Source organism: Xanthobacter wiegelii (assembly GCF_043193855.2).
Classification (GTDB): domain Bacteria; phylum Pseudomonadota; class Alphaproteobacteria; order Rhizobiales; family Xanthobacteraceae; genus Xanthobacter; species Xanthobacter flavus_A.
The window spans coordinates 171,569-197,068 of record NZ_JBAFUY020000003.1 but is presented as its reverse complement, the minus strand read 5'-3'; the positions used below and the strand labels follow the sequence as shown (position 1 = coordinate 197,068).

The window sequence follows — 25,500 nt, the reverse complement described above, 5'->3', positions numbered from 1 at the left end:
ATCGGACGGTTGCGGACGCGAAAAGACTTATTCGCGCCTGCGGTAAGTTTCTGAAAAGTTAAACCTCCTGTTGCCGGCCTCAATTGGCACGGGTCCTGCGCTTCCTCTTTTGTCCGGCTCGTCAGAAGCCGGCCTCAAGCTGGAGGACGCCTGTGAACATCCACGCCCCAAACAGTAGAAGCGTGCAAGTGCTCGGCATCGATGCCGGCGGCACCATGACGGATACGTTTTTCGTCGATTCCGACGGCGATTTCGTCGTCGGCAAAGCGCAAAGCACCCCGGAAAACGAAGCGTTGGCTCTGATCGCCTCAAGCGAGGACGGCCTGGGCGCCTGGGGCCTCTCGCTCGGCGACGGCCTGAAGGGTCTTCAGACCGGCGTCTATTCCGGCACCGCGATGCTGAACCGCGTGGTCCAGCGCAAGGGCCTGAAATGCGGCCTCATCGTCAACAGCGGCATGGAAGACTTCCACCGCATGGGCCGGGCGATCCAGTGCTATCTCGGCTACGCCTATGAGGACCGCATCCACCTCAACACCCACCGCTACGACCCGCCGCTGGTGCCGCGCAACCTGACGCGCGGCGTGGTCGAGCGGATCGACATGTTCGGCACGGTGGTCATCCCGCTGCGCGAGGAGAGCGCCCGCCAGGCGGCGCGTGATCTGATCGCCGCCGATGTCGAGGGCGTCGTCATCAGCCTGCTGCATTCCTACAAGAACGCCGATCATGAGCGCCGGGTGCGCGACATCGTGACGGAAGAGATCGCGAAGAGCGGCAAGGCGATCCCGGTCTTCGCCTCGGCGGACTATTATCCGGTGCGCAAGGAGACCCACCGCACCAACACCACCATCCTGGAAGGCTATGCGGCCGAGCCATCGCGCCAGACGCTGAAGAAGATCTCCGACGCCTTCAAGGAGCACGGCACCAAGTTCGACTTCCGCGTCATGGCGACCCATGGCGGCACCATCTCCTGGAAGGCCAAGGAACTCGCCCGCACCATCGTCTCCGGCCCGATCGGCGGCGTCATCGGTGCCAAATATCTCGGCGAGGTGCTGGGCTATGGCAACATCGCCTGCTCGGATATCGGCGGCACATCCTTCGACGTGGCGCTGATCACCCAGGGCGAGCTGACCATCAAGAACGACCCGGACATGGCCCGGCTCGTGCTGTCGCTGCCGCTGGTGGCGATGGATTCGGTCGGCGCCGGGGCCGGCTCCTTCATCCGCCTCGACCCCTACACCAAGGCGATCAAGCTCGGACCGGATTCGGCCGGCTACCGCGTCGGCGTGTGCTGGAAGGAGAGCGGCATCGAGACGGTGACGATTTCCGACTGCCACATGGTGCTCGGCTATCTGAACCCGGACAACTTCCTCGGCGGCGCGGTCAAGCTCGACCGACAGCGCTCGGTGGATGCCATCAAGGCGCAGGTCGCCGACCCGCTCGGCCTGTCGGTCGAGGACGCCGCGGCCGGCGTCATCGAGCTGCTCGACTCCGACCTGCGCGACTATCTGCGCTCAATGATCTCGGCCAAGGGCTACTCGCCGCAGAGCTTCGTCTGCTTCTCCTATGGCGGCGCGGGGCCGGTCCACACCTATGGCTACACCGAGGGGCTCGGCTTCGAGGACGTGATCGTTCCCGCCTGGGCGGCGGGCTTCTCGGCCTTCGGCTGCGCGGCTGCGGATTTCGAATACCGCTACGACAAGTCGCTCGACATCAACCTCGCGCCCGACGCGCCGGCCGGCCAGCAGGAGCAGGCGTCAAAGACGCTCCAGTCGGCCTGGGACGAGCTGACCCGCAACGTGCTCGAGGAGTTCAAGCTGAACGGCTACGACGCCGATCAGGTCACGCTGCAGCCCGGCTATCGCATGCAGTATCGCGGCCAGCTCAACGATCTGGAGATCGAATCGCCGCTGCCTTCCGCCGATACGGCGGACGACTGGGGGCAATTGGTGGATGCCTTCAACACCACCTACGGGCGGGTCTATGCCGCCTCGGCCCGCTCGCCCGAGCTCGGCTATTCGGTGACCGGCGCGATCATGCGCGGCTCCGTGCCGATCCAGAAGCCGAAGATCCCCAAGGAGCCCCTCGAAGGCGAGACCCCGCCGGAAGAGGCCAAGCTCGGCACGCGCAAATTCTACCGCAAGAAGCGCTGGGTCGATGCGCAGCTCTACCGGATGGAGTCCCTGCGCCCGGGCAACCGCGTCGCTGGCCCCGCCATCATCGAATCCGACGCGACCACCTTCGTCGTCCCGGACGGCTTCGAGACCTTCCTCGACGGGCATCGCCTCTTCCACCTGAAGGAAGTCTAAGCGCGGCCCCTCCCATAACAACGAACTGAGGAAACAGAGCCATGAACGTCAATGTTCGATCCGAGGACATCGAGGGCGCGACGCGCGGCATCGTGCGCGGCGGCGAGACCTTGAAGGAGCACCGCGACCGCCTGATGGAGGCGACGAAGCGGACGAAGCACTATGCCGGCCTTAAGACGATGGAGCTGCGCGACAGCCAGCCCATCCAGTACAACAAGCTGTTCTCGCGGCTTCGCGCCGGCGTGGTCGACGCTCGCGAGCCGCCAAGAAGATCGCCGCCTCGCCGATCGTCGAGCAGGAGGGCGAGCTCTGCTTCACCCTCTACAACGCGGCGGGCGACAGCATCCTCACCTCCACCGGCATCATCATCCACGTCGGCACGATGGGCGCGGCGATCAAATACATGATCGAGAACGGCTGGGAGTCCAATCCCGGCGTCCGCGACAAGGACATCTTCTGCAACAACGACTGCCTGATCGGCAACGTCCACCCCTGCGACATCCATACCATCGTGCCGATCTTCTGGGAGGGCGAGCTGATCGGCTGGGTCGGCGGCGTCACCCACGTCATCGACACCGGCTCGGTGGGCCCGGGCTCCATGTCCACCGGCCAGGTGCAGCGTTTCGGCGACGGCTATCAGATCACCTGCCGCAGGGTCGGCGAGAACGACACGCTGTTCCGCGACTGGCTGCATGAGAGCCAGCGCATGGTGCGCACCACGCGCTATTGGATGCTGGACGAGCGCACCCGCATCGCCGGCTGCCACATGATCCGCAAGCTGGTCGAGGAGGTGATCGCCGAGGAGGGCATCGAGAACTACTGGAAATTCGCCTATGAGGCGGTCGAGCACGGCCGTGTCGGCCTTCAGAACCGCATCAAGGCGATGACCATTCCCGGCACCTACCGGCAGGTCGGCTTCGTCGACGTGCCCTATGCCCATGACGACGTGCGCGTCCCGTCGGACTTCGCCAAGCTCGACACCATCATGCACGCACCCTCCGAGATCACGATCCGGGGCGACGGGACGTGGCGGCTCGACTTCGAGGGATCGAGCCGCTGGGGCTGGCACACCTACAACGCCCATCAGGTCAGCTTCACCTCGGGCATCTGGGTGATGATGACGCAGACGCTGATCCCCTCCGAGATGATCAATGACGGGGCGGCCTACGGCACCGAGTTCCGCCTGCCCAAGGGCACCTGGATGAACCCGGACGACCGCCGCGTCGCCTTCTCCTATTCCTGGCACTTCCTGGTCTCGGCCTGGACGGCGCTTTGGCGCGGGCTGTCACGCTCCTATTACGGGCGCGGCTATCTGGAGGAGGTCAACGCCGGCAACGCCAACACCTCGAACTGGCTCCAGGGCGGTGGCTTTAACCAGTATGACGAGATTCACGCCGTCAACTCGTTCGAATGCGCCGCCAACGGCACCGGCGCCACCGCCGTCCATGACGGCCTGTCGCACGCCGCCGCCATCTGGAATCCGGAAGGCGACATGGGCGACATGGAGATCTGGGAGCTGGCCGAGCCGCTCGTCTATCTCGGCCGCCAGATCAAGGCATCCTCGGGCGGCGCCGGCAAGTACCGCGGCGGCTGCGGCTTCGAGAGCCTGCGCATGGTCTGGAACGCCAAGGACTGGACCATGTTCTTCATGGGCAACGGCCACATGTCCTCGGATTGGGGGCTGATGGGCGGCTATCCGGCAGCCTCGGGCTACCGCTTCGCCGCCCACCAGACCGGGCTGAAGGAATTGATCGCCAGCGGAGCGCCGATCCCGCTCGGCGGCGACACCGACCCCGAGAACCCGGTCTGGGACGGCCTCATCAAGGATGCCGTGATCAAGCGCGACAAGCAGGCGATCACGACGGAGGAGATGTTCGCCGACTACGATCTCTATCTCAACTATATGCGCGGCGGACCCGGCTTCGGCGATCCGATCGACCGCGAACCCCAAAGCGTGGTCGACGATCTCAATGGCGGCTACCTGATCGAGCGCTTCGCCTCCCAGGTCTACGGCGTGGTGGTGACGAAGGCCGCCGACGGCGCCTTCGCGCTGGACGGCGCGGCGACGGATGCGCGGCGCAAGGCCGTCCGCAAGGAGCGGATCGCCCAGTCCGTGCCGACCCGCGACTGGATGAAGGGCGAGCGGCAGAAGATCCTGGCCAAGGAGGGGGCGGGCGACCACGTCAAGCAGATGTTCGCTTCGTCCTTCAAGCTCGGCCCGAAATTCCTCTCCGACTTCAAGTCGTTCTGGGACCTTCCCGAAGACTGGAAGCTGCTGGAGGAGGAGATCGGCATCCCCCATTACGGCTCGCATTACCACATGGACGTGTCGGAGCTGCCGGACGTCAAGACTGTCCAGTTCGTCGAGGAATGAGCCGCAGGCGGGCACAGGCCGGGCGCCTGTGCCCCGACGCTCCCAATCATAGAAAACACGGAGGAACACCATGGCCTATACACGCGCCAAGATCGCCGATCTGGTCGACGGCAAGATCGATCACGACACGCTCCACCAGATGCTCTCGACGCCGAAGGATCCGGGGCGCTTCGTCACCTACATGGAAATCCTGCAGGATCGCGTGCCCTGGGACGACAGGATCGTGCTGCCGCTCGGACCGAAGCTCTACATCGTCCAGCGCAAGGACAACAAGCAATGGAAGATCCGCTGCGAATGCGGCCATGATTTCTGCGACTGGCGCCAGAACTGGAAGCTCTTCGCGAAGGTCCATGTTCGCGATACGCAGCAGAAGCTCGAGGAAATCTATCCGCGCCTGATGGCGCAGACCTCGACCTGGCAGGTGCTGCGCGAATATTATTGCCCGGAATGCGGCACGCTCCATGACGTCGAGGCGCCGACGCCCTGGTATCCGGTGATCCGCGACTTCGAGCCCGACATCGACACCTTCTACAAGGACTGGCTCGGCCTGGCCGTGCCAGAGCGGGCTGAGGCGGCCTGAGGCCGCAAGCTCCCGCCTGCTCGATACGAGCTTGATGGCCGCATCAGTCTGGCACGGGAATAGCCAGAAGACGCTGAACACCGATTTCCGTCCGGGCTTTTCGGACATCAATGGGACGACGATCGGGCATGGCGTTCTACACGCGCCATGCCCGATCCCGCTTGCGCAGATCGACAGGCGATCTTCGGCCCGTCAGGATCGGGGGCGTTCCAGTGCGCTTCAACTATCGAGAGGCCGGAAGCGCGAAGCGCGCCATCTCGTCAGACAATATGGCGGCGAACCGCTGGCAGTGCGCGGCGCGTGGCGCGCCCCCAAGCCACAGACCTTGTTGCCGGGCGCTTCTTGGACGGCGTTCTTTAACACGGGTCAAAGTCTGAGCCGGGATAGTCGGCTCTTAGTCATGCACGGCTCACCCGTGCGGTCACGCTTCAAACGGCACCGTCCCACGTTCCAGCCTCTTACCGCGAAGGATGCTGCTCGTCTGGACAACGAGAACTGATCGACACCTGCAAGTCTCGGGACACCGTCCAACCGGACAGATGCCATGACCAGACAGCGGCGCGGCGCGTTGGGCTGAGATGGCATCGATCGAACACCACCAACGCAGATTTCAGTTCTATCTGCAGAGGGCAATGGCAGTTGAACGAGGCACGCGACCAGACCTGGCAGTTCATTGAACGTGTCGAACGCTCGACCGAAGCGGGCCAAGTCGAGCAGTGCTTGATGGAGATTGCGTCCGACTATGGGTTCAGCACGCTATTCGGTGGGGTAGTACCCTCTGCCCGCGTGTCACCAGAGGAGATCAAGTCGCGGATCCTGTTCCAGCGGTTTCCCTTGGAATGGGCTGGACGCTACAACGACCGAGGCTACGTCTTTCGCGATCCCATCGTTCATCGGCTGCAGCACGATCGAAACCCTTTTGATTGGCAAGAGGCGTACACCTCCTGCGATTTTCCAAAGGATGTCGCGCTGATCCAAGGGGAGGCATCTGAATTTGGCCTTCGGGTCGGATATGTCGTCCCGGTGACGATGCTTGACGGGCGCGTCGCTGCCGTTTCATTCGGCGGGTGCCATGCCGACATTGGCGCAGAAGGCCGCGCCGCCTTGAGCTTCGTCGCAAACTACGCTGTCGGCAATCTCCTGCACTACAAGGAGAGCCGAAAGCGTCTCATTGGCAAGGTTACGCCAAGAGAGTTCGACTGCCTCCTCTGGGCATCCGAGGGCAAGACCGACTGGGAGATTTCCGTCATCCTCGGGATTTCGCGGTCAACCGTGACCAAACACATTGTCTCCGCCCGCGAGAAGCTCGGCGCGGTCAATAAGCCTCACGCAATTGCGATGGCGCTTCGCAGCAAATTACTCCGCTAATCAAAAGCAGAGTGTGTGATGTTCAGGTAGTCCGCTGCCCTTTGATGGATTGGGCCTCGGCACGCTCCGCCTCGATCTCCCGCACGATCTTCTCTTGCTCGGCCCGTAGCTGCGCCAGCGCGTCCGTCTGGATCAGCGTCTGCGGCAAAGGCTGCGCGGGATGCTCGGCGAGAACACGCGCGGCTTCAACGGCAGCGGCGGCCTCGCGCGCCTCGCGGGCTGCGGCTTGTTGTGAGCCTCGGACGATTGCCCTCTCGGCCGTCAGCTCGCGCTGCGACTGCGGGTCGAGCCCGCCCCGGCCTTCCTGGCGCCGCTCGGCTTCGATCGCGCGATCGGCCAGCCTTTCGGCCGAGGCCGCTTCTCGATCTTCTTTTATGCGAACCTGCTGGGCGTGGGCGATCAGCCGATCCGCATTGGGCCCGGCGATCGCCTCGACCTCGGATCGCGAGAGCTGCCGTGCACCATTTTCCTGGGCGCGCTGCAGGTCGACGCGATTGGCCAGCGTCTCGAGATAACGCGCCGACGTCTCCCGGAACTGCTGCTTCGTCTCGCCATCGAGGAGGTCGCCGGTGCGCGACACCGCCTCGTTCATGAGGCGAAGATCCTTCGCCATCTGCTCCGACGTGATCGCCATGTGCTGGTCCTCCTTGGTGAGATGATCCACCCGCTTTCCGATGGTGTGAAGAATAGTGCCGACCGTCTCCGCCATCGTCAGCCGCTCGAGCATGTGCTTCGCCACAGTATTGTCGGGCTGCTCGCGCGCCACCATGCTCCAGGCATTGAGGCTCTCATTGACCACACGCCGCTCGGGCTCGGAGGTGGGCAGCCTGATCGGATTGGTCCGCGCCGCGGCGATCCGCTGCCGGGCATTGTCGATGAGACGCTGGTTGGCCGGGTCCCCGGCATAGGCGCGATCCCGCGCTTCGCGTGCCGGACGTGGACGCTCGGCGACGTCGACGATCGCCTTGTCGCGCGCGCCGTAGCTTTGCGCCGACGCCCGCTCCATCGCCGAGGTCGCGACGATCTTGAGGCCCTCCGCCTGCGCATGCTGCGCGTAGCTTTCGCGCCAGCCGCGGAACTCGCTCGGCCCCGGGTGGATCTTCTGCCCGGATTCGTTCTTCACCGTGATCACGGCATGGATATGGATGTGCCCGTCGCTCTCCCGATCGACATGTACGCCGAACAGGAAGCGGTGATCGGCGAATCGGTCGTGCAGGAAATTGCGCGCGGCACGGCGCAAAGCCTCCGGATCGGGGCCAGCTTTCGACGACAGCATCAGGTGCATCGTGTCGCGGGGCGATTGCGAGCGCAGCGAGCGGCCCCACTCCTTCGCGGCGTTGCGGGCGGCGGCGACGTCGCCGATGGCTCTGCCGCGATCGTCGACCAGCGGCCCCCGGCGCTCGACCAACCTGTTCAACTGCCAGGTCACGCCCTCGCGTCCATGCTGTGGCTTTCCCGGATCGAGCGAGATGGCATGCTCCGCAATACCCGCGGCGGCATGGATGCGCGCCTTCATCACCGCCTCGGATCGGTAGTCGAACCGCTTCTGGTCGAAGCCGTTCTCGGCCGTGCCGATCCGCTCCACGCGAACACGGAAACGCTCCTTCGGTCCTCCGGCTGCGGCGGTGACGATATGGGCCTCAATCTCCCCGGACGGAAGCCGGTCGAGGCGGGAGGCATGACGATGACCTTCGAATCCGGCGGCGATGGCCTTCGCGTAGGTCTCACGCCCCTCGGCCGTATCAGCCACTCCATGAAGCTTGAGGCGGACGGTGACGACATCATGGCTGGGCTTGCGCTTCTCGAAATCCTTCGACCAGTCCTTGATCTCGTCGGCGACGGCCTCGCGATCCGACAGGATCCGGCCGTCATGGGTTTCGACCGGGACATCCTCGCGCTGGGCGTACTGGGCGGTCTTCGTCGCCCGCGTGACGCCGGTCGCGTAGGATAGCACCTTGACCACGGCGGGCTGATAGCCCGACGCGAGCTGCCGGGCGCGGGCGAGCGATCCCCCGCCGCCCTGCCCGCCACCCCCGCCGGAAAGACCGCCGTCGATGGGTGCGGCGGCCGAGCCGGGCCTCGGAGGAGCAGCCTGTCGTCCTGCGCCGCCGCCGGACGACGCCGGCAGCCGGCGCCGCCGCTCCTCATCCAGTCCGCCTGTCAGCGTCGCACCGCGAATGATCACATGCGCCGGCGTCGAGCCCGGCGCGGGCGCTGCCCGAGCAGCCCTTGGCCTGAGCTCCTCACCAAGCCCGCCGGACCGACGCGGCCGGCGCCGCTCGTCGCGCGCGGCATCGACGGTGCGGCGCGCGGCTTCCACCTGCTCCACCCACCACTCGATCTGCGCCGCGCGGCTCATGGCTCAGTCTCCTCCGGCAATGTCAGCCGCGCCTCGCGGCGCAGTTTCGAGCCATAAGCGACCGTCATCTCGGTGAGTTCGTCGTTGATCGCCGCGATCACATCGTGAAGCCCGCGCCAGACCGGCTCGGTGTCCTCGATGCGCACCGCCTGGCCGCGATGGATCGCCTTCAGCACCTGCGACAGGTTGCGGCCGACCATGCGGACCTGGCCGGCGAGCGCGACGACCGCCTTGGTGTTCTCGGCCGAGAGCGCCGGTCCCGCCTGCACCGAAGCCCGGATCAGCCGCCGTACCACCTCGGCCTTCGGCAGTCCAAACAGCGCGACCGCCTCGACGAGGCGCGCCTCATCCGCATCGGACAGCTCCGTCCGCAGCCGGGGCTTGCGTCTGGGCATTGCGGCGGAACGGGCCAAGGCCAGCCTCCCCTTCCCTTCACGGCGAACCGGCTCACGGGTGCAACCCGGGAGCCGAACTCCTGCCGATCCGACCAGGATCGGCAGCATGCGCGCGTCAGCGCAATGGCTGCGTTCAGCAGCCTCCCCGGGTTTGGCCCACAAACCGGTATCTTGTCAATCAATATCTAATACACTGAATGTTAGAAGTCTGCGCATAAAGGGCGGCAACGCCCGCAGGAGCAGTCCGTATGAATCCACCGGCCGCATGGCGCGAAGCGCCCCCCTTGTGGATCACTCGACGCCGCAAAGCGCTCTGCAGGGCAGGCCAGGGCATAACGCATTCACCCATTGCCGTTCTATCTATTTGAGACAATGCCGCATTTCGCGAATACGTTATTGTCTGGGTGATGGAATGCGGTAATCCCGCATTGCCCCGCCTCGGCAAGGCCGCATTGCTGTCTCCGGTTATTGCCGCATCACCAGAATGACGGAATCCAACAGAGCGACAAGACATCATTGCAGCGTTGTCGTTTGTCTATTTTATTGTATGTTGTCATTAACGGAGTGAGCCATTGCGGCACTGCCGCATCGACCCGAGGGACGCATGCCCAGCATCTTCGCCATCGCCAACCCCAAAGGCGGCAGCGGCAAGACCACCGTCGCCATCATCCTCGCCGGCGAATTCGCCAGGCATGGCTACTCCACCGCCATCGTCGACGCCGACCCGCAGGGGTCCTCCTATCAATGGCACGCCTCGTCGGTCGCGCGCGGTCTGAGCCCGGAAGGGGTCGATCTGGTGCGTGCGCCCGACGAGAAGGCATTGACGCAGGCGATCGAGCGTCTCGACAGCTATGACGTCGTCGTCGTGGACACCCCCGGCTACTACGGCAGCGTACTGGTTCAATCAGCGCTCCGCGCCGACCTCGTCGTTCTGCCCTGCAAGGTCCACACCTTCGATGCTTCGCAGGTCGTTCGGACCATCCGCAATCTCCAGCAGCACGCCGACGAGGCGAAGCTGCCGATGAGCCAGCACCGCGTCCTCTTCAACGAGTATGACAGCCTCGACCGCAACACCCGCCCGCTGCGCGAGGTCCTCGCCTATCTCAATGCCGAGAACGTCCCCGTCTGCGCCAACGCGCTCTACCGCCGCATCACCTATCGCACCATGACGAGCGGACATGGCACGCTCTACCAGATGAGCGACAAGGACGAGTCGATCCGCAAGGCGCGCTACAATGCCGATCAGGTCGTGCGCGAATTGCTCGCCGCTAGCCAGGGCGTCACGCAGGACGACAGTGCGGCATGAGCGATCCGGTAAAAGACCCGCACCCTGATCGCCCTGCCCTCCCTCGCGACGCGTTTCGCGCGCAGCGCCTCGTCCCCGTGGGAACCGCCGAGCCGGCCTCCAAGCCGGTTATCGTGACCCCGGAATACGAAGACGGCGCGCACGCGCCGATCTCGACGCTCGGCGCCAGCCAGGGAGAGCCGGCGACGATCGCTGCATCGAGGCCGTTGCCCAGGGCAAAGGTGAAGCCGGAGATCTCGCGCAACCCCTTCGATGCCTATGGCGAGCGCTCGTCGTCACGCCCTTATGCGCTGCGTCTTCCCGACGCCATCGACCTCGTCGTCCGGCAGATCGCAGCTGAAGAGCGGACCCATCCGCTGCGCGTGATCGATCGCATTCTTCACGATCACCTGAAACGGATCGGGCGCCTGCCACCCCCGCGCGGCGCCTGACCACAGGCCCTTCGCCGTATTTGCGAAGACCGCTTCCAGCGCCTTCTCCCGGACGCCATGCGAGGATAAGCAGCCGGGGACGCCGTCGCTGACAAAAAAAGGGGCTTACGCCCCCTCCGCTTCGCGACCCCGACGCTCGGCTTCCGCGAGCAGTTCTTCGAGGCGCCGGAGCCCGTCCCGCCGCTCCTTGCGGGTGAGGATGCAGTGCGCAAGCTCGGCGCGCAGCTCGGTGATTTCGGCGTGAATGTCGAGAAGCTGTGTCATGTGAACCTCCTTTGTCTTGATGACGGAGGCAGCCGGCCGGGCGTTGGAGGGACGGGTCAGGGATCGCGCAGCGACCGGCAGCGCCGGCGCGTGGGGGAGCCGATTTTGTCGTCGTGCAGCGGCGTCAAAATTGGGGGCACCGCGTGTCCTTGACGCGGCCCGACTGCCGGTATGATGGGCGGTCATTGAGAGAAAGACGGCCTGGCTCGACGCTGCGGCCGGGCTCCCTTCACGGCGCGCCGGCGCTGCAAAGACGGGGATCCGGTATCAGCTCCCGGTGAAATCCTCTGGCCAGATTTGCGCGCCGTGAAGGACACGCAGGATGCGGATCGTGCTCTCGGTCACCGCGTAGGCCGCGATATAGGGCGTGCCGGAGATCACGAGTTCGCGCGTGCCCGCGACGCGGCCGGGCCTTCCGCTTTCCGGGAACTCGACGAGCCGGCGCGCTGCAGCGGCGATCCTCTCGTCGACGGCGATGGCGGCCCTCGGGCTGTCTGCCTCGATATGCGTGAAGATGCCGTCGCGGTCGGAGAGCGCGAAGGCGGACCAGACAAGCCTCATCAATCGGCCGAGGCGGCCTTGCGCCGGGCTGCCGCCCGCCGTGCCGCGAAATGATCCTCGACCTCGTCGTCGGAAACGTCGGGTCGGCTATCCGCCAGTGCTTCGAGCACCTTTGCGCGGAACCATGCGTCATGCGCCTCGCTGTTGCTGACCAGCTCGAGCGGCAGCGCGCCTTCATTGGCGGTCCGGGTCAGCAGAATGCGTACCGCGTCGGATACGGTCAGGCCCATGCTTTCGAGCACAGCGGAGGCCCGGTCCCTCACGTCTGCGTCGATGCGGGTCTGAACCAGGGCATTGGCGGCCATGTCGATCTCCCTTCCTCCTGCCGCAATGTAATGCAATTGAATGACGATTGCCAGTGCCGCTACAGACCGCACATCCCCTTGCATTCGTTGGGCCACCGATCGCGTTGCACGTGATCGGTGTCCATCGAGAGATCGGCCTCATCCAGAGGCACGGCGGAGCGATGGAGAAAGACCTCGCCCCGGATTCCACGCAGTCCGCACCGGATCGTGCGATCGACCTCAACTGGATCCGCCCATGATCGATCGCATTCTTCACCACTACCTAACACGGATTGGACGCCTGCCACCCCCGCGCGGCGCCTGACCACAGGCCCTTCGCCGTACCTACGGCGCTCTATGAAAGCGCGGTCCGGCTACGGGCCTGCTCCGCTACGCTCCGGTCGCGTTCCGCGACTGGACAGCCGCCGTTAACAACCTCGACTCAAGGACAAGACGGTCGTTTTCGACATCGTCGAAGCGGCGAACGACACGCCGTCCCGGATCCGCCAGCTTCACTCACCACGTGACATCAGAATTCCCGATGTCTGTGGGGAAAGCGCAACGGCCGCAAAGTTGAGGCACGGAACCAACCAACATGCGCGCGGCCTCCGAGCCTGCTCGACGGAATTCCGGCGGGACCTCGCAAGGGCCTGGTCCCCAAGGCCAAGGTCATCTGATGCGCGGAACATTTCAGTCTCGATTTCGGGCAGACATGAGCGCCATCAGCATCGGCCCCAGCGAGAACGATCCGGCCTGCGCCCGTCGCGTCAGGGCTCGCAGATAGCCGCCCGGGCTTTTGATCGCGGACGCGCGCTGCAATATGGCAGCGACAACGATGCAGGCCTGCACCTCGCCCAGCACCGCACAGGCATCGGCCCAAGCACTCGGGCTGATCCCAAGCATCGGCCGGATCACAGCGGCGGTCGCGATGAAGTCGCGCCAGTGCGAAATCCCGTGTCGGGCATAGTCGGCGAGGTCCGGACAGGCCTCCAGCACCATGCCCAGCGGAAACGCCATTTCCCCCGACCTCATCGGTTTGGGGTCTGGCTCCGACCTCGCCGCCCGGCTTTCTCGAAAGCCAGGTTCAGGTTCATTCGAGATTTCGGTGTTTGAACTCTGTATGTGGTGCTCGGAACGGGACTCTGTGGCGCCTGATTCCGCTGGTTTTACGTGTTGTTCCAACGCTGTGAGGATGATTGCGGCCAATTCGGCGAGTGTTTCCGCGATTGGCTCCAGCGCCTCGAGATCCACACGGCGCGGGATAGAGCTGAGAATATCGATGAAGCTGCGATGCAGACCGGGCCAATCGGCCGGCACGCGCTCCTCGATCCCCGTCGCGATCATCTTTGCGATGTCGCGTCGGCAGAGCGCGACGGCCTGGCGCGCGAGAGCGAGCGCCCGTCGCTCGGCCCGAATGGTCTCGGCCAGGGCGGCGAACTCGTCGGCCCTGGCGATGAGCGGGCCGAGATCGAAGCCGAACGCCTGTTCGACGTCGCCGGCGGCGCCCTTGCGCGCGAAACGCTTGCCGTTCGGGCTGTCGCGCCGCAGGATCAGTCCGCACTCGATCAGCACGGCGAGATGGCGGCGCAGCGTCGAGGGCGCGATGCCGTGAGCCCGCAACATCAGTGCCCTGTTTGACGGAAAAACGACGAGGTCGCCGGCACCCGAGACCAGCACCGTGTCCGGATGGAACGTCAGCAATGCGTTCAACACCGCCAGCGCGCGATCGGAAATGTCGAGCGCCGCCTTCGCCTCGCAGACGAGCCGAAACACCTGCCACTTGTGGACGGGTTTGCCGTTGGGGCACTCCTTCACGAGGCGCTGCGTATTGACGACGGCGCGCGACAGCGCCCGCCGCCCGAAGGGTGTCGTTGGGATTTGGCCAAGCATCTGCATTCGCGTCCTCTCTTTGCGAGAGCGCGGGGCAAACAAAGACCGTGGCGTGAAAACGCAGGCCTCTTGAACTGTCGGATGGCGAGGGCTAATATGCTTGTGTGTTTTCGGGCACCGCTGACGACGGCAATCGTCGGCCCGTCCATCGTCTGAGAGACCCGGCTCTGCCGGGTTTTTCTTTGTCCGAGCGCACCTCTTCCGTTGAAACCGAATCCGTACATTATATTGAATGTCGAACGTCAGTCCAACGTGCTGGCGTGCGCCTTGTCGGGCTGCGCGGAGGGTCGCAGCCCGTCTTGGGATTCTATGTTCGAGGACGCGCCGATGAGAACCAAAGACTGTCGCCGGAAGGCCGCGCACGCGGCCGAGGGTCGTACGCTGCTTCGGACCTTTCAGGCGTCGATCGAGGCGATCCGATGCGCGAGCGGCCTCAGCCGCAAGGCCTTTGCCGCGCAGCTCGGTCTGGCGAGCTCAAGTTACTTCCACCTGATGACGCCGAATGCGAATCCGAGCCTGGATTACATCGAACTGATCGCCGAACGCGCCGGCGTCGAACCAGCGGGGCTGCTGGCGCGACCGGCGGCGACGGCAGAGCTCGAATCGGAGCAGACGCCAGGTCTCTTAAGACGACTCGATTCAAGGGGTTAGGCAGGATTTCGATAACATTCAATATACCAGATGATGGAGTTGCTGTATCATGCCGCTCGGCTCAATCTTGAGCCTTGGAGCCCCTGCCCTCCCATGCCCCCCGCCCGCAAGCCGCTGCCCGTCGATCACTCCATCCTCAACGAGATGCTGGCGATCCGGCTCCAGCAGCTCGAGAGCGAGAATGGCGGAATGGAGGCGTTCCTGCCGAAGACAGGATTGGCGCGCGGGACCTATTACACGATCCTTCGGGGGATCGGGAATCCGACGTTGAAGACAATGGAGCGCATCGCCTCGAGCCTCAATATGAGCGTCCTCGAGTTGCTCGGCTTCGAGATCGACGATGCGCGGCGTGCTCTCAGGAAGAACGGCGTCGATTATGACGAGGTCGTCTCTGCCATCGATAAGAAGAACCAGGCCGACCGACGCCTCGCCCGGCAATCGCGCTCGAGCAAGCTGCCGGGATAACCGCGTTGGCCGGGCGGCGCTCGCGGGAACAGAAGGTCGCCGACCCCGCTGTTGGGCGGGGCCGGCGGCTTCGGGTCAGCTGGCGGGGTTCCAGATGATGACCTTCTTGGCGGGATCCTCGCCCGGCGCCGGCGCCACGTTGCCGTAGATGGTGCCGAACTCGGGGGCCGAGAGCGAGACCGAGATGTACTCCTCGCCGGTGGTCTTCGAGATCCGGTTCCAGCCGGCGCCCAGCTCGAAGCCGTTCTTGCGCGAGATCACGCGGTAGTCAGGCTCGTTGTCCTTCGCCTTGCGGGTGTTCGGCACCAGCGCGATCGGGGCGGTGACGTTGAGGGTGGCGAGCGTGCCTTCGAGGTTGCCGTCCGCCTTCTGGGTGAGGGTTGCGATCGTGGCCATGTGAAGTCTCCTTGAGGTTGCTCGGGGACCATCCCCGATGACGCCCAAAGGAAGGGGCCGGACGCCGTCGTCACCGCAGCGCAGGGGAACCCCCGGTCGGGGTCCCCGCGATGCCCGCATCGTGGGGTGGCCAGCGGGGTTGACGGCACTAGGCGGCCGAGACCCGGACACAGGCGGCAAAGAGGAGGGGATGGGCTTCGAAGCCACCGACCACAGGAGCCCCTGCCACCAGGCCATGCCCCGCCCTCGCCCCCACCAGGCAGGACCCGCACCGCAGCGCCCGCCCCCCGTCCCGGCCACTGCCAGTCGCGACGCCGGCGCTCACACCCGCTGGCGGACATCCGGCATACGCAGGTCGATCACGCCGACGGCGCCGCGCCGGCGCCCGCCGGAACCACGGACCGCCACCAACGGCAGGAACCCTCACGTCGATCCCCAGCCACGGTCCAAGCTCTTTGCAAACACCCAGGCTTAGCGCCGGGCCATCACGCCCTGGCCAGCATCGGCCCGATACACCCGAAGCTCGACGTCACCTAACAGCGGGGTCGGCGCTCCCGCCAGGCCAGCATCTCCGTGCCGAGCCGATCGCGCAGCCCGCCGAACTCGAGATCTCACGGGAACTCGGTTGAGAAGTTAAGGATTCATGCCCTCATTGACCCGTGCTAATGGAGAAAGATCTCCCAACTTGAATCGGTTCCATGAAACGCCCGACGAAGCCTTTTGTTGTCGAATACAAGCGCAGCGCGCGAAAAGCCTTCGGACCGTCGACGATCTCGGCAAGGGATATGGCTGCGAGCCTTCCGACACCCGCAGCTGATTCGATCCCGAAATCTCCGCAGGCAGCAGCCTCCGCACTGTTCGAGATCACAAGTCAGTCGAGTCCCACCTCCAATTCGGTGCCGACGGAGCCGCGTATCTTGCCGGTCCTTACGGTTGAAGGCGACCGCACGCCTGTAACCGAGCAGACCCAGGACGATCCCCTTTGGCTGCATGACCCGTCATCACCGGCAATCGAAGCGAGAGCGTCACCTCGCAGGACAAAGGCGCGGAAGCAAGTTGCGGTTTCCGCGCCTGCCGATGTCGGTGCAGGCCCGCAGATGGCGCCGGCAGGGGATGATGGAGCGAGGGCTGGGACTTCCGAGCCGCGCACCGCTTCACTCCCGGCAGTCCGCCGGCGCCGAAGACTGCTGGAGGGGCAAGATTGTTTGCCGCGTGGGCAGCGTTGGAAACGGCGATTGCCGAAGTTCATGCGGTAGCTAGCTTCTCTGCCGCTTCTTTGCGCTCGCTGTAGCGGTTGGTGAGATAGGGGGAGAGATCGCGTGTCAGCAGCGTGAACTTAACCAATTCCTCCATCACGTCGACCACCCGGTCGTAATAGGAGGATGGCTTCATGCGGCCCGCCTCGTCGAATTCCTCGTAAGCCTTGGCGACGGAAGACTGGTTGGGGATGGTCACCATCCGCATCCAACGGCCGAGCACACGAAGCTGGTTGACCGCGTTGAAGCTCTGCGAACCGCCGGACACCTGCATGAGGGCCAACGTCCGGCCCTGCGTCGGCCGTATCACGCCAACCGATAGTGGTATCCAGTCGATCTGCGCCTTCATCACCGCGCTCATGGCGCCGTGCCGCTCCGGGCTGGTCCAGACCTGACCCTCGGACCATGCCGATAGATCGCGCAGTTCTCGCACCTTCGGATGGTCGATCTCCGCGCCGTCGGGTAGCGGCAGGCCGTGCGGATCGAAGATACGCGTCTCCGCACCGAAGTGCTTCAGCAGACGTTCGGCCTCCAGCGTCAGGAACCGGCTGTAGGAGCGTTCGCGCAGCGATCCATAGAGTAACAGAATACGCGGCGGATGCGTCGAGGGCGTCGCGCACAGCCGGTCGATGGTCGGCACGTCGAGGTTGTCGACAACGACATTGGGAAGATCGTTCTGCATCAACGGTGGGCCTCGGCAATCGCCGCGACCTTGTCGCCGCGCTCGTACCAGCCCTTGGACCTGTTCACGATCCAGACGACGGTGAGCATGACCGGCACCTCGATCAGCACGCCGACGACGGTGGCGAGCGCAGCTCCGGAATGGAATCCGAATAGACTGATGGCGGCGGCGACCGCCAGCTCGAAGAAATTGGACGCGCCGATCAGTGCCGAGGGGCCGGCGACGCAATGCTGCTCGCCCGCAACTCGGTTGAGGATATAGGCCAGCCCGGCATTGAAATACACCTGGATCAGGATCGGCACGGCGAGCAGCGCGATCACCAGCGGCTGTGCGATGATCTGTTCGCCCTGGAAGCCGAACAGCAGCACCAGCGTTGCCAGCAGCGCGACGAGTGAGACCGGGCCGAGCTTGGTCAGCAGCCGATCGAGCGCGGCTCGCCCACCTGTCGCCAACAGTCGGCGTCGAAGAAGCTGCGCGATGATCACCGGAATGACGATGTAGAGCACGACCGAAAGAACCAGCGTGCCCCATGGCACGGTGATAGCGGAGAGGCCGAGCAGCAGGCCGACGATCGGCGCGAAGGCCACCACCATGATGGCGTCGTTGAGCGCTACCTGGCTCAGCGTGAAATGCGGCTCGCCCTTGGTCAGGTTCGACCAGACGAACACCATCGCGGTACAGGGCGCTGCGGCGAGGATGATGAGGCCGGCGATATAACTGTCGATCTGATCGGCCGGCAGATGCGGTCGGAACAGCCAGCCGATAAACAGCCAGCCGAGCAGCGCCATCGAGAACGGTTTCACCGCCCAATTGATGAACAGGGTGACGCCGATGCCGCGCCAGTGGCGGCCGACCTCGCCGAGTGCCGCGAAATCGATCTTGAGCAGCATCGGGATGACCATCAGCCAGATCAGCACGGCAACCGGCAGATTGACCTTGGAAATCTCGGCCGCGCCGATCGCTTGAAATGCGCCGGGCATGATGTGCCCGAGCGCGATGCCGGCGACGATGCACAGCGCGACCCACAGCGTGAGATAGCGTTCAAAAATGGACATGGGTTTTCCTTACGCCGTCGCGACGCGGCGGCCGCGCTCGTCGATGACGCGCTCGCCGTCTTCCTTGGTAAACGCGCCCAGTTGCGAAGGCAGCAGATCGAGAACCTCTTCTGACGGCCGGCAGAGTCTCACGCCTTTCGGCGAAACGACGATCGGCCGGTTGATCAGGATCGGATGCGCCAGCATGGCGTCGAGAAGCTCGTCATCCGTCAGGCCGGGATCGCCGAGACCGAGTTCGGCATAGGGCGTTCCCTTCTCGCGCAGCAGCCCGCGCGTGGAAATCCCCATCCGCGCGATCAACTGGACCAGCATCGCCCGTGACGGTGGTGTCTTCAGATATTCGATGACATGCGGCTCGACGCCGGCATTGCGGATCAGCGCCAGCGTATTGCGCGAGGTACCGCAGTCGGGGTTGTGATAGATGATGACATCCATGATCGACCTCACGCCGCGCTGTGGCGGGGCGAGGTTGCCCCTTCGAATTGGCCGATCTCAATGAGCTTCGCCTTGAGCGAGGCCTTGTCGAGGCTTGCGACCGGCAAAGCCGCGAAGACCGAAATCCGGTTCCTGAGGTAGCGGAAGGCGGCGACAAAGGCGGCCTGCTTCTGGATATCCGTGCCTTCGACCGCGGCGGGATCCTCGATCCCCCAATGGGCCGTCATCGGCTGGCCTGGCCACACCAGGCACGCTTCACCGGCGGCGTTGTCGCAGACGGTGAAGACGAAATCCATGACAGGGGCATCCGGCATCGCGAACTCCTCCCAGCTCTTCGAGCGGAAGCCCTCGGTCGGATAGTCGAAGCTCTCCAGCACCTTCAGCGCGAACGGATTGATAGTCCCTTTCGGTTGGCTGCCGGCGGAGAAGGCACGGAAGCGGCCGCCGCCATCCTTGTTGAGAATGCTCTCGGCGAGGATCGACCGCGCCGAATTGCCCGTGCAAAGGAAGAGGACATTGTAGATACGGTCACTCATGAACAGCCTCCTGGGTGGCTTCATTTTTGGGTGTGCAGCAGGGCGACAGGTCGGCGATCAACGGGGCGCAGATCTCCGGGCGCCCGCCGCAGCAATCCTTGACGAGGTAGAAGGCAAGCTCGCGCACCGCATCAAGCTTGGCTCGGTAGATGATCGACCGGCTTTGCCGCTCGGCTTCGATGAGCCCGGCGCGTGTCAGGATCGCCAGATGGGTCGACATGGTGTTCTGCGGTACGCTCATGTGCCGGGCGATGTCGCCGGCCGGCAGCCCTTCCGGTTCGCGTGCGATCAGCAGCCGGAACACGTCGAGGCGCGTCGACTGGGCAAGCGCCGCGAAGGCGAGAATGGCTCTTTCTGATTCCATAATTCGAGATTACTCGATATATGGAATCATGTCCAGCCAAGCATGGTAGTGAAGGTCACCTGCCTGAGACGGCAGCTGCGCGGAGGTTGCGGCGAATCCATCTTGATTATTCTGGTTATCTATTTATATGGATAACCATGATAACCAACGAAGGGAACGCGGCCATGGCTGCCACCGATGCGACTGGCGCACTCGCCGGCTTCGCCACGATGACCGGCACGCCGGAGCAGGTCCGGCATCGTCTCGACCATCTCGGCGGTAAGCCGAAGCAGGTCATCGCTTTGACCCTCGAACACGGCAGTGAGCCGGCCGTGCGCGCGCTCGCCGAGACGTTCGAGAGCATCGCACCGCTTGTCGGCGCCATTCTCGCACGCCGCGAGACTGAGGCCATGCAGTCGATCCTTGAACTGTTGGTGCCTCACGTCCCTCCCCCCCAGCATATGTTGCTCGAGGCGCGGATGACGGCTGAGGCGCGCAAGGCCGTGCTGGAGAGCGGTGAATGGCTGACGGCGGCCCAGATCGCCGAGATGGCCGGCTTCAGTACCAACAATCCCAGCGCCCAGCCGAACAAGTGGAAGAAGGATGGCATTATCTTCGCAGTTCGGCATCGGGGGATCGATTACTTTCCTGGCTACGCGCTGGATCCGAAGACGGGCTATCGCCCGCTCAAGGCTCTCGCCGCCGTGCTCAAGGTCTTTAACGGCAGCAAGGACGATTGGGGGCTCGCATACTGGTTCGCCTCGGACAACAGCTTCCTCAGCGGCAAGCGTCCGCAGGATCTCCTGGTGGAGCAGTCTCAGCGCGTGATCGCGGCGGCCGAAGATGAGCGGCAAGGCGTGACGCATGGCTAAGCCGCCGGCCGAGCCGAAGCACGCAAAGGCGAAGGCCCCCGACGATGCAACGCCCCCTCCTCCGGCGGACTTGGGAGCAAAGACCTCAACGGTGATCTGGCCCAAGGGCCAGATCATTCATCGGATGCACCTGGACGCCTATCTCGGCGATCAGTTCAACCCGGGCCTCAAGGGCAATGCGCGCTTCAGCCCGATCGTCGACGGCGCCGACGTTGCAATCCCGACGCTCTATGGCGGCACGACTTTCGATTGCGCCGCCATGGAGACCGTTTTTCACGATGTCCCTTTCTCATCGGGTCTCAAGACCTACGACAAGGGCAAACTCACGGGTCAGACCTATTCGCGGCTGGAGCCACACCAGGATCTCGTCCTTGCCGATCTCAGCGCCACGGCACTTCGCAGATTGGGCGTCCGGCGCATCGAGCTCATCGACACTGAGAAAGATCGCTACCCGCAAACCCGCCCTTGGGCTGAGGCATTCTACGCCGCACGCCCCGACATTCACGGACTATGTTGGGTTTCGAGGCAGGATGATCGTGCGCTCGCGATCATCCTGTTCGGCAACCGGCTTCCGGCCGACGCGCTGCGCATGATCGCCCCGTCGCTCGAGGTTATCGGCACACCCGGCGTCTATGCGGACCTGATCTCCCTCGCGGATCGCATCGGGGTGAAGGTCGTCTCCGGGAAATCCTGACGCGGTATTAGACCGCAAGGCAACGGGTGGAACGAAAGCCTGCGTGAAAACCGATAATCAACGAGCTGTTCGTGACTAGTAACCGGCTTCTGCCCACAAAATCCGGTCCTGCTCCTGCTTCAAATCCTCCAGCGACACATCAACCATTTTGAGCTCGACGTTATACATTGGTAACGGCCAGTGTCGACCGAGTACAAAGACATGATCTTGTGTTGCAAAGTCGGCGGGCAACGCCTCCGTAACGAGCCGCTCGACAAGTTGATCCGTGAGCCGTTCTGCATCTCGCAGCGATTCATGCTCGACAAAATCCAGCGCTCCCCACACCTGCGCTGTTGCGTTCAGGCCAGGCAATGAAAACATCCCCAATGCGGCCATCGCTTCGGCGACAGCAAGAACGGATGGCTTCCGGGGCTCGAAGAAACCAGGATAGGTCTTCGGTGCATTCCAGATTGGAACGCGGTCCTCATAGGCTTCGATGTCCGCATAGAGTTTACTTTCGCGCCGATAGAGATTTGCGTTCGGAACGATATACTCTCCGACATCACCTTCTATGTAATGAGATTTGCGAAGAGGCTCGACGCGCTTTCGAAGGTCCGCAATGTCCTGGCTCCATCCGTCGCAAACGTCGGCATAAATCAATCGCTCGAGATGGCCGTAGAACCGACTGACGATCTGGCTCAATCTCGCGGCGATGAGGTGCCTTGGGCAGCGCACGGCATCCATCAAAATCAGAATCTTTGCCGCTTCCTCCTGCGCGAAGCCTGCCAACACCTCAGCCTCGCGTGGCTGCGCTGACAGATGGCAAGAGGCTGACCAAAATCCTCTGGCACTCTCCAGGAGAATGGGCAGTCCTTCCGCGATAAATCGGAGCAACTCGTCATAGGGCATCTGGCAGATGAGCTTCGCCTGCCGTTGCCCGAAATCCGGCGCCTTCCCCATCGTCAGTTGCCCTAAGGAGTTCTATTTACATGCGCCGTGTAATCCGACGTCCAGCACCGAAGGCGCCCGCCGCCGCCGATCGGAGTTGATGTGGACCACGAATGGTTGAAATAGTGACTGTCGCGCAATTCCAAGTCCAGCGCGGCGCTCATTGAACACAAAGGGCACTCAAGGATGCATCCGGAGCAGTCCGACACCCCCGACCTGGTGGCGGTTTCCGCCGCGCTCGTCGCAGCCTACGTTTCCAACAATTCCGTACCGACGGCCGAGCTGCCGAAATTGATCGATGACATCCACGCTGCCCTCCGGTCGCTGGGCGCTGCGGCGCCGATTGGGCCGGAGAAGAAACCGGGACCGGCGGTGTCGGTGCGCAAATCGGTCACGCCGGATTTCATCATCTGTCTCGAAGACGGCAAGAAATTCAAATCGCTGAAGCGGCATCTCCGCACGCAATATGGTCTGACGCCCGCAGAGTATCGGCAGAAATGGAACCTTCCGGCCGACTACCCGATGGTCGCGCCGAGCTATGCGCAATCCCGCTCAGCGCTGGCGAAGGCGTCCGGCCTTGGCCAGTTGCGCAAGGCTGCCGCTCCCGTGCCTGAGCCAATCGTCGAGGCCGCACCTGTGGTCGAGGAGAAGCCGAAACGCGCCTCGCGCATCAAGGCAAGCGCACCGACCGCGGTTGTGGCTGCGCCGGACACCGCCGCGTCGAAGCGCGCACCACGCAGGACGAAAGCCGTTGCTGAGCCGGTGGTGGAACCGGCCGCAAGACCCAAGAGGGGACGCAAGGCCGCCACAACCATCGATTCATGACGACGGTCGGCGCAGCGGGAGACCTCGACACCGGCTGCGTCATCGTCGAGGCAGGGCCGGCCTGGCCCATGCTCGGCTTGCTGCTCGCCCAAGCCGGCGTCGATGTGACGGTCGTCGAGAAGCACGAGGATTTCCTGCGCGATTTTCATGGTGACACGATTCACCTACCCGCGCTGGAGATGATGAGTCGGGCTTGCTCGACGAGTTTGTGCTCGACGTGAACATCGGTCAGGACCGCGATGTCCTTGAGCATCGCCTTGCGGCGGTTGCCGAAGCCGGGCGCTTTCACGCCGCGACCTTGAGGCGCGGCGGATGGTGGCGGCCGCGATGGCGTGACTTCCCGCTCGCGCGGCCGTGAATGGCGGATCGGCGGGAGCGTCTTGCGCCGGCCGCGCGAGGCTGGTCCATTCCCTATCGTCATGTCGACGCCATTCTGCTCGGGAGGTTTTCCGATGGACCGCCGAACCTTCCTGGCGACGGGATTTGCCCGCGTCGCCCTCGGCTCCGGAGCGATCGCGCAGCTCGAGCAGCACCTCAACGCTGCACCGGCAACCACTAACGATCGAGCGGTCTCCACGGTCCCTTTCGATCATCGGAATCCGACTCGGCCATGAAGATCTTTAGGGAAAGCGGCGCGCAATGTTGGCGGCTCGCGCCGCTCGCCCCGGACGATAACATAGCCGTCGCGCGCGAGCCCTCGTAGAAGGCCTGTCTGACGGAGCTGGACGAATCCTCCTCGGTGAGGCCGACAGCCTCGTGAACGAATGCCTCGGCCAGCGAGATTGTTCCGTCAGGCGGCCTGCTCGATGAGCAGGCCGCCTCGCTTCATCGTCGAAAGTCGGCCATGAGGGGCTTGGTCAAAGCGCCCGCTTGATCTCCGCGTAGTCGCCATTGGTACGCAGCGTCAACGTAACGTCGGCGCGGTCGCGGTTTCGCCAGAACCAGCCGTGGTTGCCGTCGAAGGCAGCCTCCAGCACTCCTTCGGCGCCCGGCACCGAGCGCCCCTTCTCGTAGCTGGTCTGCTGCCCGCCGCCGTCGCCATGAAGGTCGAAGTTCACGACACCTCCGGTGACGGTCCAAGAGAAGTTCACGCGGGCACCCTGATTCATCACCAGCTTGACCTCGGTGCCTTCGCCCGGCTTCAGCGTGATCGTCATCACATCAGTGCGGCCTGCCGGGGTCTGCGCCGCAGCCGAACCGATCACCAGCTCGGCGAAGATCCTGGCGGCCAGGCTGGAACGTTGATCAGGCGTCGGCAGCGCGGCCGGGATTTCTCCCTGCTGGCCGGCTGCACGATCCCGTTCCGCCTCATCGGCGAGCTGGGTCTTGATCTCGCCCATCTCGGCCAGGCCAAGCGCGCGCCCGATGCCGGTCGGGTCGATGGCGTACTCGGCCGGCAGGACGATGGTGACCAGGATCGCCGCCGCCGCGACGATGGCGATGATGGTGGAGCGGAGAAGCTGCTTCGAGGTCGGCAGCTCGGCGCGGGTCGGAATATCGGTGTTGTACATGGGAGGAATCCTTTTTCGGATGTTCAGGAGACGACCCAGCCGGTGAGCTGATAGCCGATCAGCACGAACCCGGCGGTCATCATGACGGTGTTGGCAGTGTAGGCATGGCGCCAGAAGCTGTCGGTTCGGCGCCAGTAGCCCATGACGATCAGGATGGCGGCGAGCGCCAGGAGCTGGCCGATTTCCACGCCGACATTGAAGGCGAGAAGGTTCGGCACGAGACCGTCGGGCGAGATGTTGTATTCGATGATCTTGGTCGACAGGCCGAAGCCGTGGAAGAAGCCGAAGATCAGGGTGGCGATCTTGGTGTTCGGCTGGAAGCCGAGCCAGCGCTGGAAGGCGCCCATATTGTCGAGCGCCTTGTAGACCACCGACAGGCCGATGATCGCATCGATGATGTAGCTGTTAATCCCGACGTTGAAATAGACGCCGAGCAGCATGGTCGTGGAGTGGCCGAGCGCGAACAGGCTCACATAGATGCCGATGTGCTTCATCCGGTAGAGGAAGAAGATCACGCCGAACAGGAACAGGATGTGGTCGTATCCCGTCACCATGTGCTTGGCGCCGAGATAGATGAAGGGCAGCAGGTTGATGCCGGTGATCTCCTGGATGTAGCCCTTGTCGCCTTCGGCCACGGCATGGGCGAAGGCCGCCCCGCCGAGCAGCGGCAGGGTCAGGAGAGCGATGAGCATGGGAAGGGCGAGCCGCCAGCGCGCGCAAGGCGTGCGTGGCGG

Annotated in this window: 27 protein-coding genes and 2 pseudogenes; 13 read left to right on the top strand and 16 right to left on the bottom strand. The window is 64.1% G+C overall.

Going from position 1 to position 25,500, the window contains the following annotated elements; all coding sequences use genetic code 11:
- The first annotated feature begins 215 nt into the window (after window positions 1-215).
- The 4 genes and pseudogenes from V5F63_RS26695 (at window position 216) to V5F63_RS26680 (ending at window position 6,628) form a co-directional block, all read left to right on the top strand.
- Entirely contained in the window at window positions 216-2,306 is a 2,091-nt protein-coding gene (locus V5F63_RS26695; protein WP_246544842.1) for a hydantoinase/oxoprolinase family protein, read from the top strand.
- Between the two features lie 41 nt (window positions 2,307-2,347).
- A pseudogene (locus tag V5F63_RS26690) lies at window positions 2,348-4,680 on the top strand (hydantoinase B/oxoprolinase family protein).
- Window positions 4,681-4,750: 70 nt separating this feature from the next.
- Window positions 4,751-5,260, top strand: a complete 510-nt coding sequence (locus tag V5F63_RS26685) for an acetone carboxylase subunit gamma (protein ID WP_213375442.1) — start codon at window positions 4,751-4,753, stop codon at window positions 5,258-5,260.
- Between the two features lie 639 nt (window positions 5,261-5,899).
- Entirely contained in the window at window positions 5,900-6,628 is a 729-nt protein-coding gene (locus V5F63_RS26680) for a helix-turn-helix transcriptional regulator (RefSeq protein ID WP_298310043.1), read from the top strand.
- A 22-nt stretch (window positions 6,629-6,650) separates the two neighbouring features.
- Here the strand turns inward: V5F63_RS26680 and V5F63_RS26675 are convergent, their stop codons facing one another.
- Window positions 6,651-8,987, bottom strand: a complete 2,337-nt coding sequence (locus V5F63_RS26675; protein WP_394071871.1) for a relaxase/mobilization nuclease domain-containing protein — start codon at window positions 8,985-8,987, stop codon at window positions 6,651-6,653.
- A complete protein-coding gene (locus V5F63_RS26670; RefSeq protein ID WP_394071872.1) occupies window positions 8,984-9,400 on the bottom strand; it encodes a hypothetical protein in 417 nt (138 codons plus the stop codon). Before V5F63_RS26670 ends, V5F63_RS26675 begins: the two co-directional genes overlap by 4 nt.
- Before the next feature lie 586 nt (window positions 9,401-9,986).
- On the opposite strand from V5F63_RS26670, the gene V5F63_RS26665 reads away from it, so the two are divergent.
- Both V5F63_RS26665 and V5F63_RS26660 read left to right on the top strand, forming a co-directional pair.
- Window positions 9,987-10,688, top strand: coding sequence for a ParA family protein (locus tag V5F63_RS26665; RefSeq protein WP_126280900.1), 702 nt, complete (start codon window positions 9,987-9,989; stop codon window positions 10,686-10,688).
- Window positions 10,685-11,119 carry a hypothetical protein gene (locus tag V5F63_RS26660; RefSeq protein ID WP_394071873.1) on the top strand — a complete coding sequence of 145 codons (435 nt, stop codon included), beginning with the start codon at window positions 10,685-10,687 and terminating at the stop codon, window positions 11,117-11,119. Before V5F63_RS26665 ends, V5F63_RS26660 begins: the two co-directional genes overlap by 4 nt.
- Before the next feature lie 105 nt (window positions 11,120-11,224).
- On the opposite strand, the gene V5F63_RS26655 is transcribed toward V5F63_RS26660, so the two are convergent.
- The 5 genes and pseudogenes from V5F63_RS26655 to repC all read right to left on the bottom strand — a co-directional run bounded on the left by V5F63_RS26655 (window position 11,225) and on the right by repC (window position 14,118).
- Window positions 11,225-11,383 (bottom strand): hypothetical protein, encoded by a 159-nt coding sequence (locus tag V5F63_RS26655; protein ID WP_298310033.1) that lies wholly within the window; start codon window positions 11,381-11,383, stop codon window positions 11,225-11,227.
- 267 nt (window positions 11,384-11,650) lie between these two features.
- Window positions 11,651-11,944, bottom strand: coding sequence for a type II toxin-antitoxin system RelE/ParE family toxin (locus V5F63_RS26650; RefSeq protein ID WP_298310031.1), 294 nt, complete (start codon window positions 11,942-11,944; stop codon window positions 11,651-11,653).
- The gene (locus V5F63_RS26645) at window positions 11,944-12,249 is read right to left on the bottom strand and encodes a type II toxin-antitoxin system RelB/DinJ family antitoxin (protein WP_298310029.1); all 306 of its coding nucleotides are present in this window, start codon (window positions 12,247-12,249) and stop codon (window positions 11,944-11,946) included. The genes V5F63_RS26650 and V5F63_RS26645 overlap by 1 nt, the downstream gene beginning before the upstream one ends.
- A gap of 59 nt (window positions 12,250-12,308) precedes the next feature.
- Window positions 12,309-12,488, bottom strand: a pseudogene (locus tag V5F63_RS26640) (hypothetical protein); the annotation flags it as partial.
- 430 nt (window positions 12,489-12,918) lie between these two features.
- Window positions 12,919-14,118 carry a plasmid replication protein RepC gene (gene repC, locus V5F63_RS26635; protein ID WP_394071880.1) on the bottom strand — a complete coding sequence of 400 codons (1,200 nt, stop codon included), beginning with the start codon at window positions 14,116-14,118 and terminating at the stop codon, window positions 12,919-12,921.
- A gap of 327 nt (window positions 14,119-14,445) precedes the next feature.
- On the opposite strand from repC, the gene V5F63_RS26630 reads away from it, so the two are divergent.
- The gene (locus V5F63_RS26630; RefSeq protein ID WP_394085313.1) at window positions 14,446-14,769 is read left to right on the top strand and encodes a helix-turn-helix domain-containing protein; all 324 of its coding nucleotides are present in this window, start codon (window positions 14,446-14,448) and stop codon (window positions 14,767-14,769) included.
- A gap of 93 nt (window positions 14,770-14,862) precedes the next feature.
- A complete protein-coding gene (locus V5F63_RS26625; RefSeq protein WP_394085312.1) occupies window positions 14,863-15,234 on the top strand; it encodes an XRE family transcriptional regulator in 372 nt (123 codons plus the stop codon).
- Between the two features lie 75 nt (window positions 15,235-15,309).
- Here the strand turns inward: V5F63_RS26625 and V5F63_RS26620 are convergent, their stop codons facing one another.
- From V5F63_RS26620 to V5F63_RS26595, 6 genes are all read right to left on the bottom strand, one after another.
- Window positions 15,310-15,630 (bottom strand): DUF736 domain-containing protein, encoded by a 321-nt coding sequence (locus V5F63_RS26620; RefSeq protein WP_394016449.1) that lies wholly within the window; start codon window positions 15,628-15,630, stop codon window positions 15,310-15,312.
- Window positions 15,631-16,875: 1,245 nt separating this feature from the next.
- Window positions 16,876-17,568: an arsenical resistance protein ArsH gene (gene arsH / locus V5F63_RS26615; RefSeq protein ID WP_394016356.1), complete on the bottom strand. Its 693-nt coding sequence runs from the start codon at window positions 17,566-17,568 to the stop codon at window positions 16,876-16,878.
- Window positions 17,568-18,623, bottom strand: a complete 1,056-nt coding sequence (gene arsB, locus V5F63_RS26610) for an ACR3 family arsenite efflux transporter (protein WP_394072508.1) — start codon at window positions 18,621-18,623, stop codon at window positions 17,568-17,570. Before arsB ends, arsH begins: the two co-directional genes overlap by 1 nt.
- 9 nt (window positions 18,624-18,632) lie before the next feature.
- Complete coding sequence (gene arsC, locus V5F63_RS26605) at window positions 18,633-19,058, bottom strand: arsenate reductase (glutaredoxin) (protein ID WP_394072510.1); 426 nt, start codon at window positions 19,056-19,058, stop codon at window positions 18,633-18,635.
- 8 nt (window positions 19,059-19,066) lie between these two features.
- Window positions 19,067-19,594 (bottom strand): arsenate reductase ArsC, encoded by a 528-nt coding sequence (locus tag V5F63_RS26600; RefSeq protein ID WP_394072512.1) that lies wholly within the window; start codon window positions 19,592-19,594, stop codon window positions 19,067-19,069.
- On the bottom strand, window positions 19,587-19,958 hold the full coding sequence (locus V5F63_RS26595; RefSeq protein ID WP_394072514.1) for an ArsR/SmtB family transcription factor: 372 nt from the start codon (window positions 19,956-19,958) through the stop codon (window positions 19,587-19,589). Before V5F63_RS26595 ends, V5F63_RS26600 begins: the two co-directional genes overlap by 8 nt.
- A gap of 164 nt (window positions 19,959-20,122) precedes the next feature.
- On the opposite strand from V5F63_RS26595, the gene V5F63_RS26590 reads away from it, so the two are divergent.
- Together V5F63_RS26590 and V5F63_RS26585 are read left to right on the top strand one after the other, a co-directional pair.
- Entirely contained in the window at window positions 20,123-20,809 is a 687-nt protein-coding gene (locus tag V5F63_RS26590) for a hypothetical protein (RefSeq protein ID WP_394072516.1), read from the top strand.
- Window positions 20,802-21,503, top strand: a complete 702-nt coding sequence (locus tag V5F63_RS26585) for an RES family NAD+ phosphorylase (protein ID WP_394103204.1) — start codon at window positions 20,802-20,804, stop codon at window positions 21,501-21,503. The genes V5F63_RS26590 and V5F63_RS26585 overlap by 8 nt, the downstream gene beginning before the upstream one ends.
- Before the next feature lie 75 nt (window positions 21,504-21,578).
- Here the strand turns inward: V5F63_RS26585 and V5F63_RS26580 are convergent, their stop codons facing one another.
- Window positions 21,579-22,442 carry a hypothetical protein gene (locus V5F63_RS26580; protein WP_394072520.1) on the bottom strand — a complete coding sequence of 288 codons (864 nt, stop codon included), beginning with the start codon at window positions 22,440-22,442 and terminating at the stop codon, window positions 21,579-21,581.
- A 174-nt stretch (window positions 22,443-22,616) separates the two neighbouring features.
- On the opposite strand from V5F63_RS26580, the gene V5F63_RS26575 reads away from it, so the two are divergent.
- Genes V5F63_RS26575 through V5F63_RS26565 form a run of 3 tightly spaced genes read left to right on the top strand, consistent with a single transcriptional unit; the run spans window position 22,617 to window position 23,613 of the window.
- Window positions 22,617-23,255, top strand: coding sequence for a Ros/MucR family transcriptional regulator (locus tag V5F63_RS26575; RefSeq protein WP_394072522.1), 639 nt, complete (start codon window positions 22,617-22,619; stop codon window positions 23,253-23,255).
- Window positions 23,252-23,476, top strand: coding sequence for an FAD-dependent monooxygenase (locus V5F63_RS26570; RefSeq protein WP_509210860.1), 225 nt, complete (start codon window positions 23,252-23,254; stop codon window positions 23,474-23,476). Before V5F63_RS26575 ends, V5F63_RS26570 begins: the two co-directional genes overlap by 4 nt.
- Window positions 23,449-23,613 carry a hypothetical protein gene (locus V5F63_RS26565; protein ID WP_298316528.1) on the top strand — a complete coding sequence of 55 codons (165 nt, stop codon included), beginning with the start codon at window positions 23,449-23,451 and terminating at the stop codon, window positions 23,611-23,613. Before V5F63_RS26570 ends, V5F63_RS26565 begins: the two co-directional genes overlap by 28 nt.
- A 499-nt stretch (window positions 23,614-24,112) precedes the next feature.
- Here the strand turns inward: V5F63_RS26565 and V5F63_RS26560 are convergent, their stop codons facing one another.
- Window positions 24,113-24,766, bottom strand: coding sequence for a transmembrane anchor protein (locus V5F63_RS26560; RefSeq protein WP_298316530.1), 654 nt, complete (start codon window positions 24,764-24,766; stop codon window positions 24,113-24,115).
- A 23-nt stretch (window positions 24,767-24,789) separates the two neighbouring features.
- The gene (locus V5F63_RS26555; protein WP_394072548.1) at window positions 24,790-25,458 is read right to left on the bottom strand and encodes a HupE/UreJ family protein; all 669 of its coding nucleotides are present in this window, start codon (window positions 25,456-25,458) and stop codon (window positions 24,790-24,792) included.
- Window positions 25,459-25,500: the final 42 nt, after the last annotated feature.

Excerpts from the sequence above, each read along its gene's own strand:
- V5F63_RS26620 (WP_394016449.1), bottom strand. The coding sequence starts at position 15,630 with ATGGCCACGATCGCAACCCTCACCCAGAAGGCGGACGGCAACCTCGAA.
- V5F63_RS26590 (WP_394072516.1), top strand. The coding sequence starts at position 20,123 with ATGGCTGCCACCGATGCGACTGGCGCACTCGCCGGCTTCGCCACGATG.
- V5F63_RS26585 (WP_394103204.1), top strand. The coding sequence starts at position 20,802 with ATGGCTAAGCCGCCGGCCGAGCCGAAGCACGCAAAGGCGAAGGCCCCC.
- V5F63_RS26660 (WP_394071873.1), top strand. The coding sequence starts at position 10,685 with ATGAGCGATCCGGTAAAAGACCCGCACCCTGATCGCCCTGCCCTCCCT.
- V5F63_RS26560 (WP_298316530.1), bottom strand. The coding sequence starts at position 24,766 with ATGTACAACACCGATATTCCGACCCGCGCCGAGCTGCCGACCTCGAAG.
- arsC (WP_394072510.1), bottom strand. The coding sequence starts at position 19,058 with ATGGATGTCATCATCTATCACAACCCCGACTGCGGTACCTCGCGCAAT.
- V5F63_RS26580 (WP_394072520.1), bottom strand. The coding sequence starts at position 22,442 with ATGGGGAAGGCGCCGGATTTCGGGCAACGGCAGGCGAAGCTCATCTGC.
- V5F63_RS26695 (WP_246544842.1), top strand. The coding sequence starts at position 216 with ATGACGGATACGTTTTTCGTCGATTCCGACGGCGATTTCGTCGTCGGC.
- V5F63_RS26655 (WP_298310033.1), bottom strand. The coding sequence starts at position 11,383 with ATGACACAGCTTCTCGACATTCACGCCGAAATCACCGAGCTGCGCGCC.
- V5F63_RS26625 (WP_394085312.1), top strand. The coding sequence starts at position 14,863 with ATGCCCCCCGCCCGCAAGCCGCTGCCCGTCGATCACTCCATCCTCAAC.
- V5F63_RS26575 (WP_394072522.1), top strand. The coding sequence starts at position 22,617 with ATGCATCCGGAGCAGTCCGACACCCCCGACCTGGTGGCGGTTTCCGCC.
- V5F63_RS26650 (WP_298310031.1), bottom strand. The coding sequence starts at position 11,944 with ATGAGGCTTGTCTGGTCCGCCTTCGCGCTCTCCGACCGCGACGGCATC.
- V5F63_RS26665 (WP_126280900.1), top strand. The coding sequence starts at position 9,987 with ATGCCCAGCATCTTCGCCATCGCCAACCCCAAAGGCGGCAGCGGCAAG.
- V5F63_RS26570 (WP_509210860.1), top strand. The coding sequence starts at position 23,252 with ATGACGACGGTCGGCGCAGCGGGAGACCTCGACACCGGCTGCGTCATC.
- V5F63_RS26685 (WP_213375442.1), top strand. The coding sequence starts at position 4,751 with ATGGCCTATACACGCGCCAAGATCGCCGATCTGGTCGACGGCAAGATC.
- V5F63_RS26645 (WP_298310029.1), bottom strand. The coding sequence starts at position 12,249 with ATGGCCGCCAATGCCCTGGTTCAGACCCGCATCGACGCAGACGTGAGG.
- V5F63_RS26555 (WP_394072548.1), bottom strand. The coding sequence starts at position 25,458 with ATGCTCATCGCTCTCCTGACCCTGCCGCTGCTCGGCGGGGCGGCCTTC.
- V5F63_RS26600 (WP_394072512.1), bottom strand. The coding sequence starts at position 19,594 with ATGAGTGACCGTATCTACAATGTCCTCTTCCTTTGCACGGGCAATTCG.
- arsH (WP_394016356.1), bottom strand. The coding sequence starts at position 17,568 with ATGCAGAACGATCTTCCCAATGTCGTTGTCGACAACCTCGACGTGCCG.
- V5F63_RS26675 (WP_394071871.1), bottom strand. The coding sequence starts at position 8,987 with ATGAGCCGCGCGGCGCAGATCGAGTGGTGGGTGGAGCAGGTGGAAGCC.
- V5F63_RS26595 (WP_394072514.1), bottom strand. The coding sequence starts at position 19,958 with ATGGAATCAGAAAGAGCCATTCTCGCCTTCGCGGCGCTTGCCCAGTCG.
- V5F63_RS26630 (WP_394085313.1), top strand. The coding sequence starts at position 14,446 with ATGAGAACCAAAGACTGTCGCCGGAAGGCCGCGCACGCGGCCGAGGGT.
- repC (WP_394071880.1), bottom strand. The coding sequence starts at position 14,118 with ATGCTTGGCCAAATCCCAACGACACCCTTCGGGCGGCGGGCGCTGTCG.
- arsB (WP_394072508.1), bottom strand. The coding sequence starts at position 18,623 with ATGTCCATTTTTGAACGCTATCTCACGCTGTGGGTCGCGCTGTGCATC.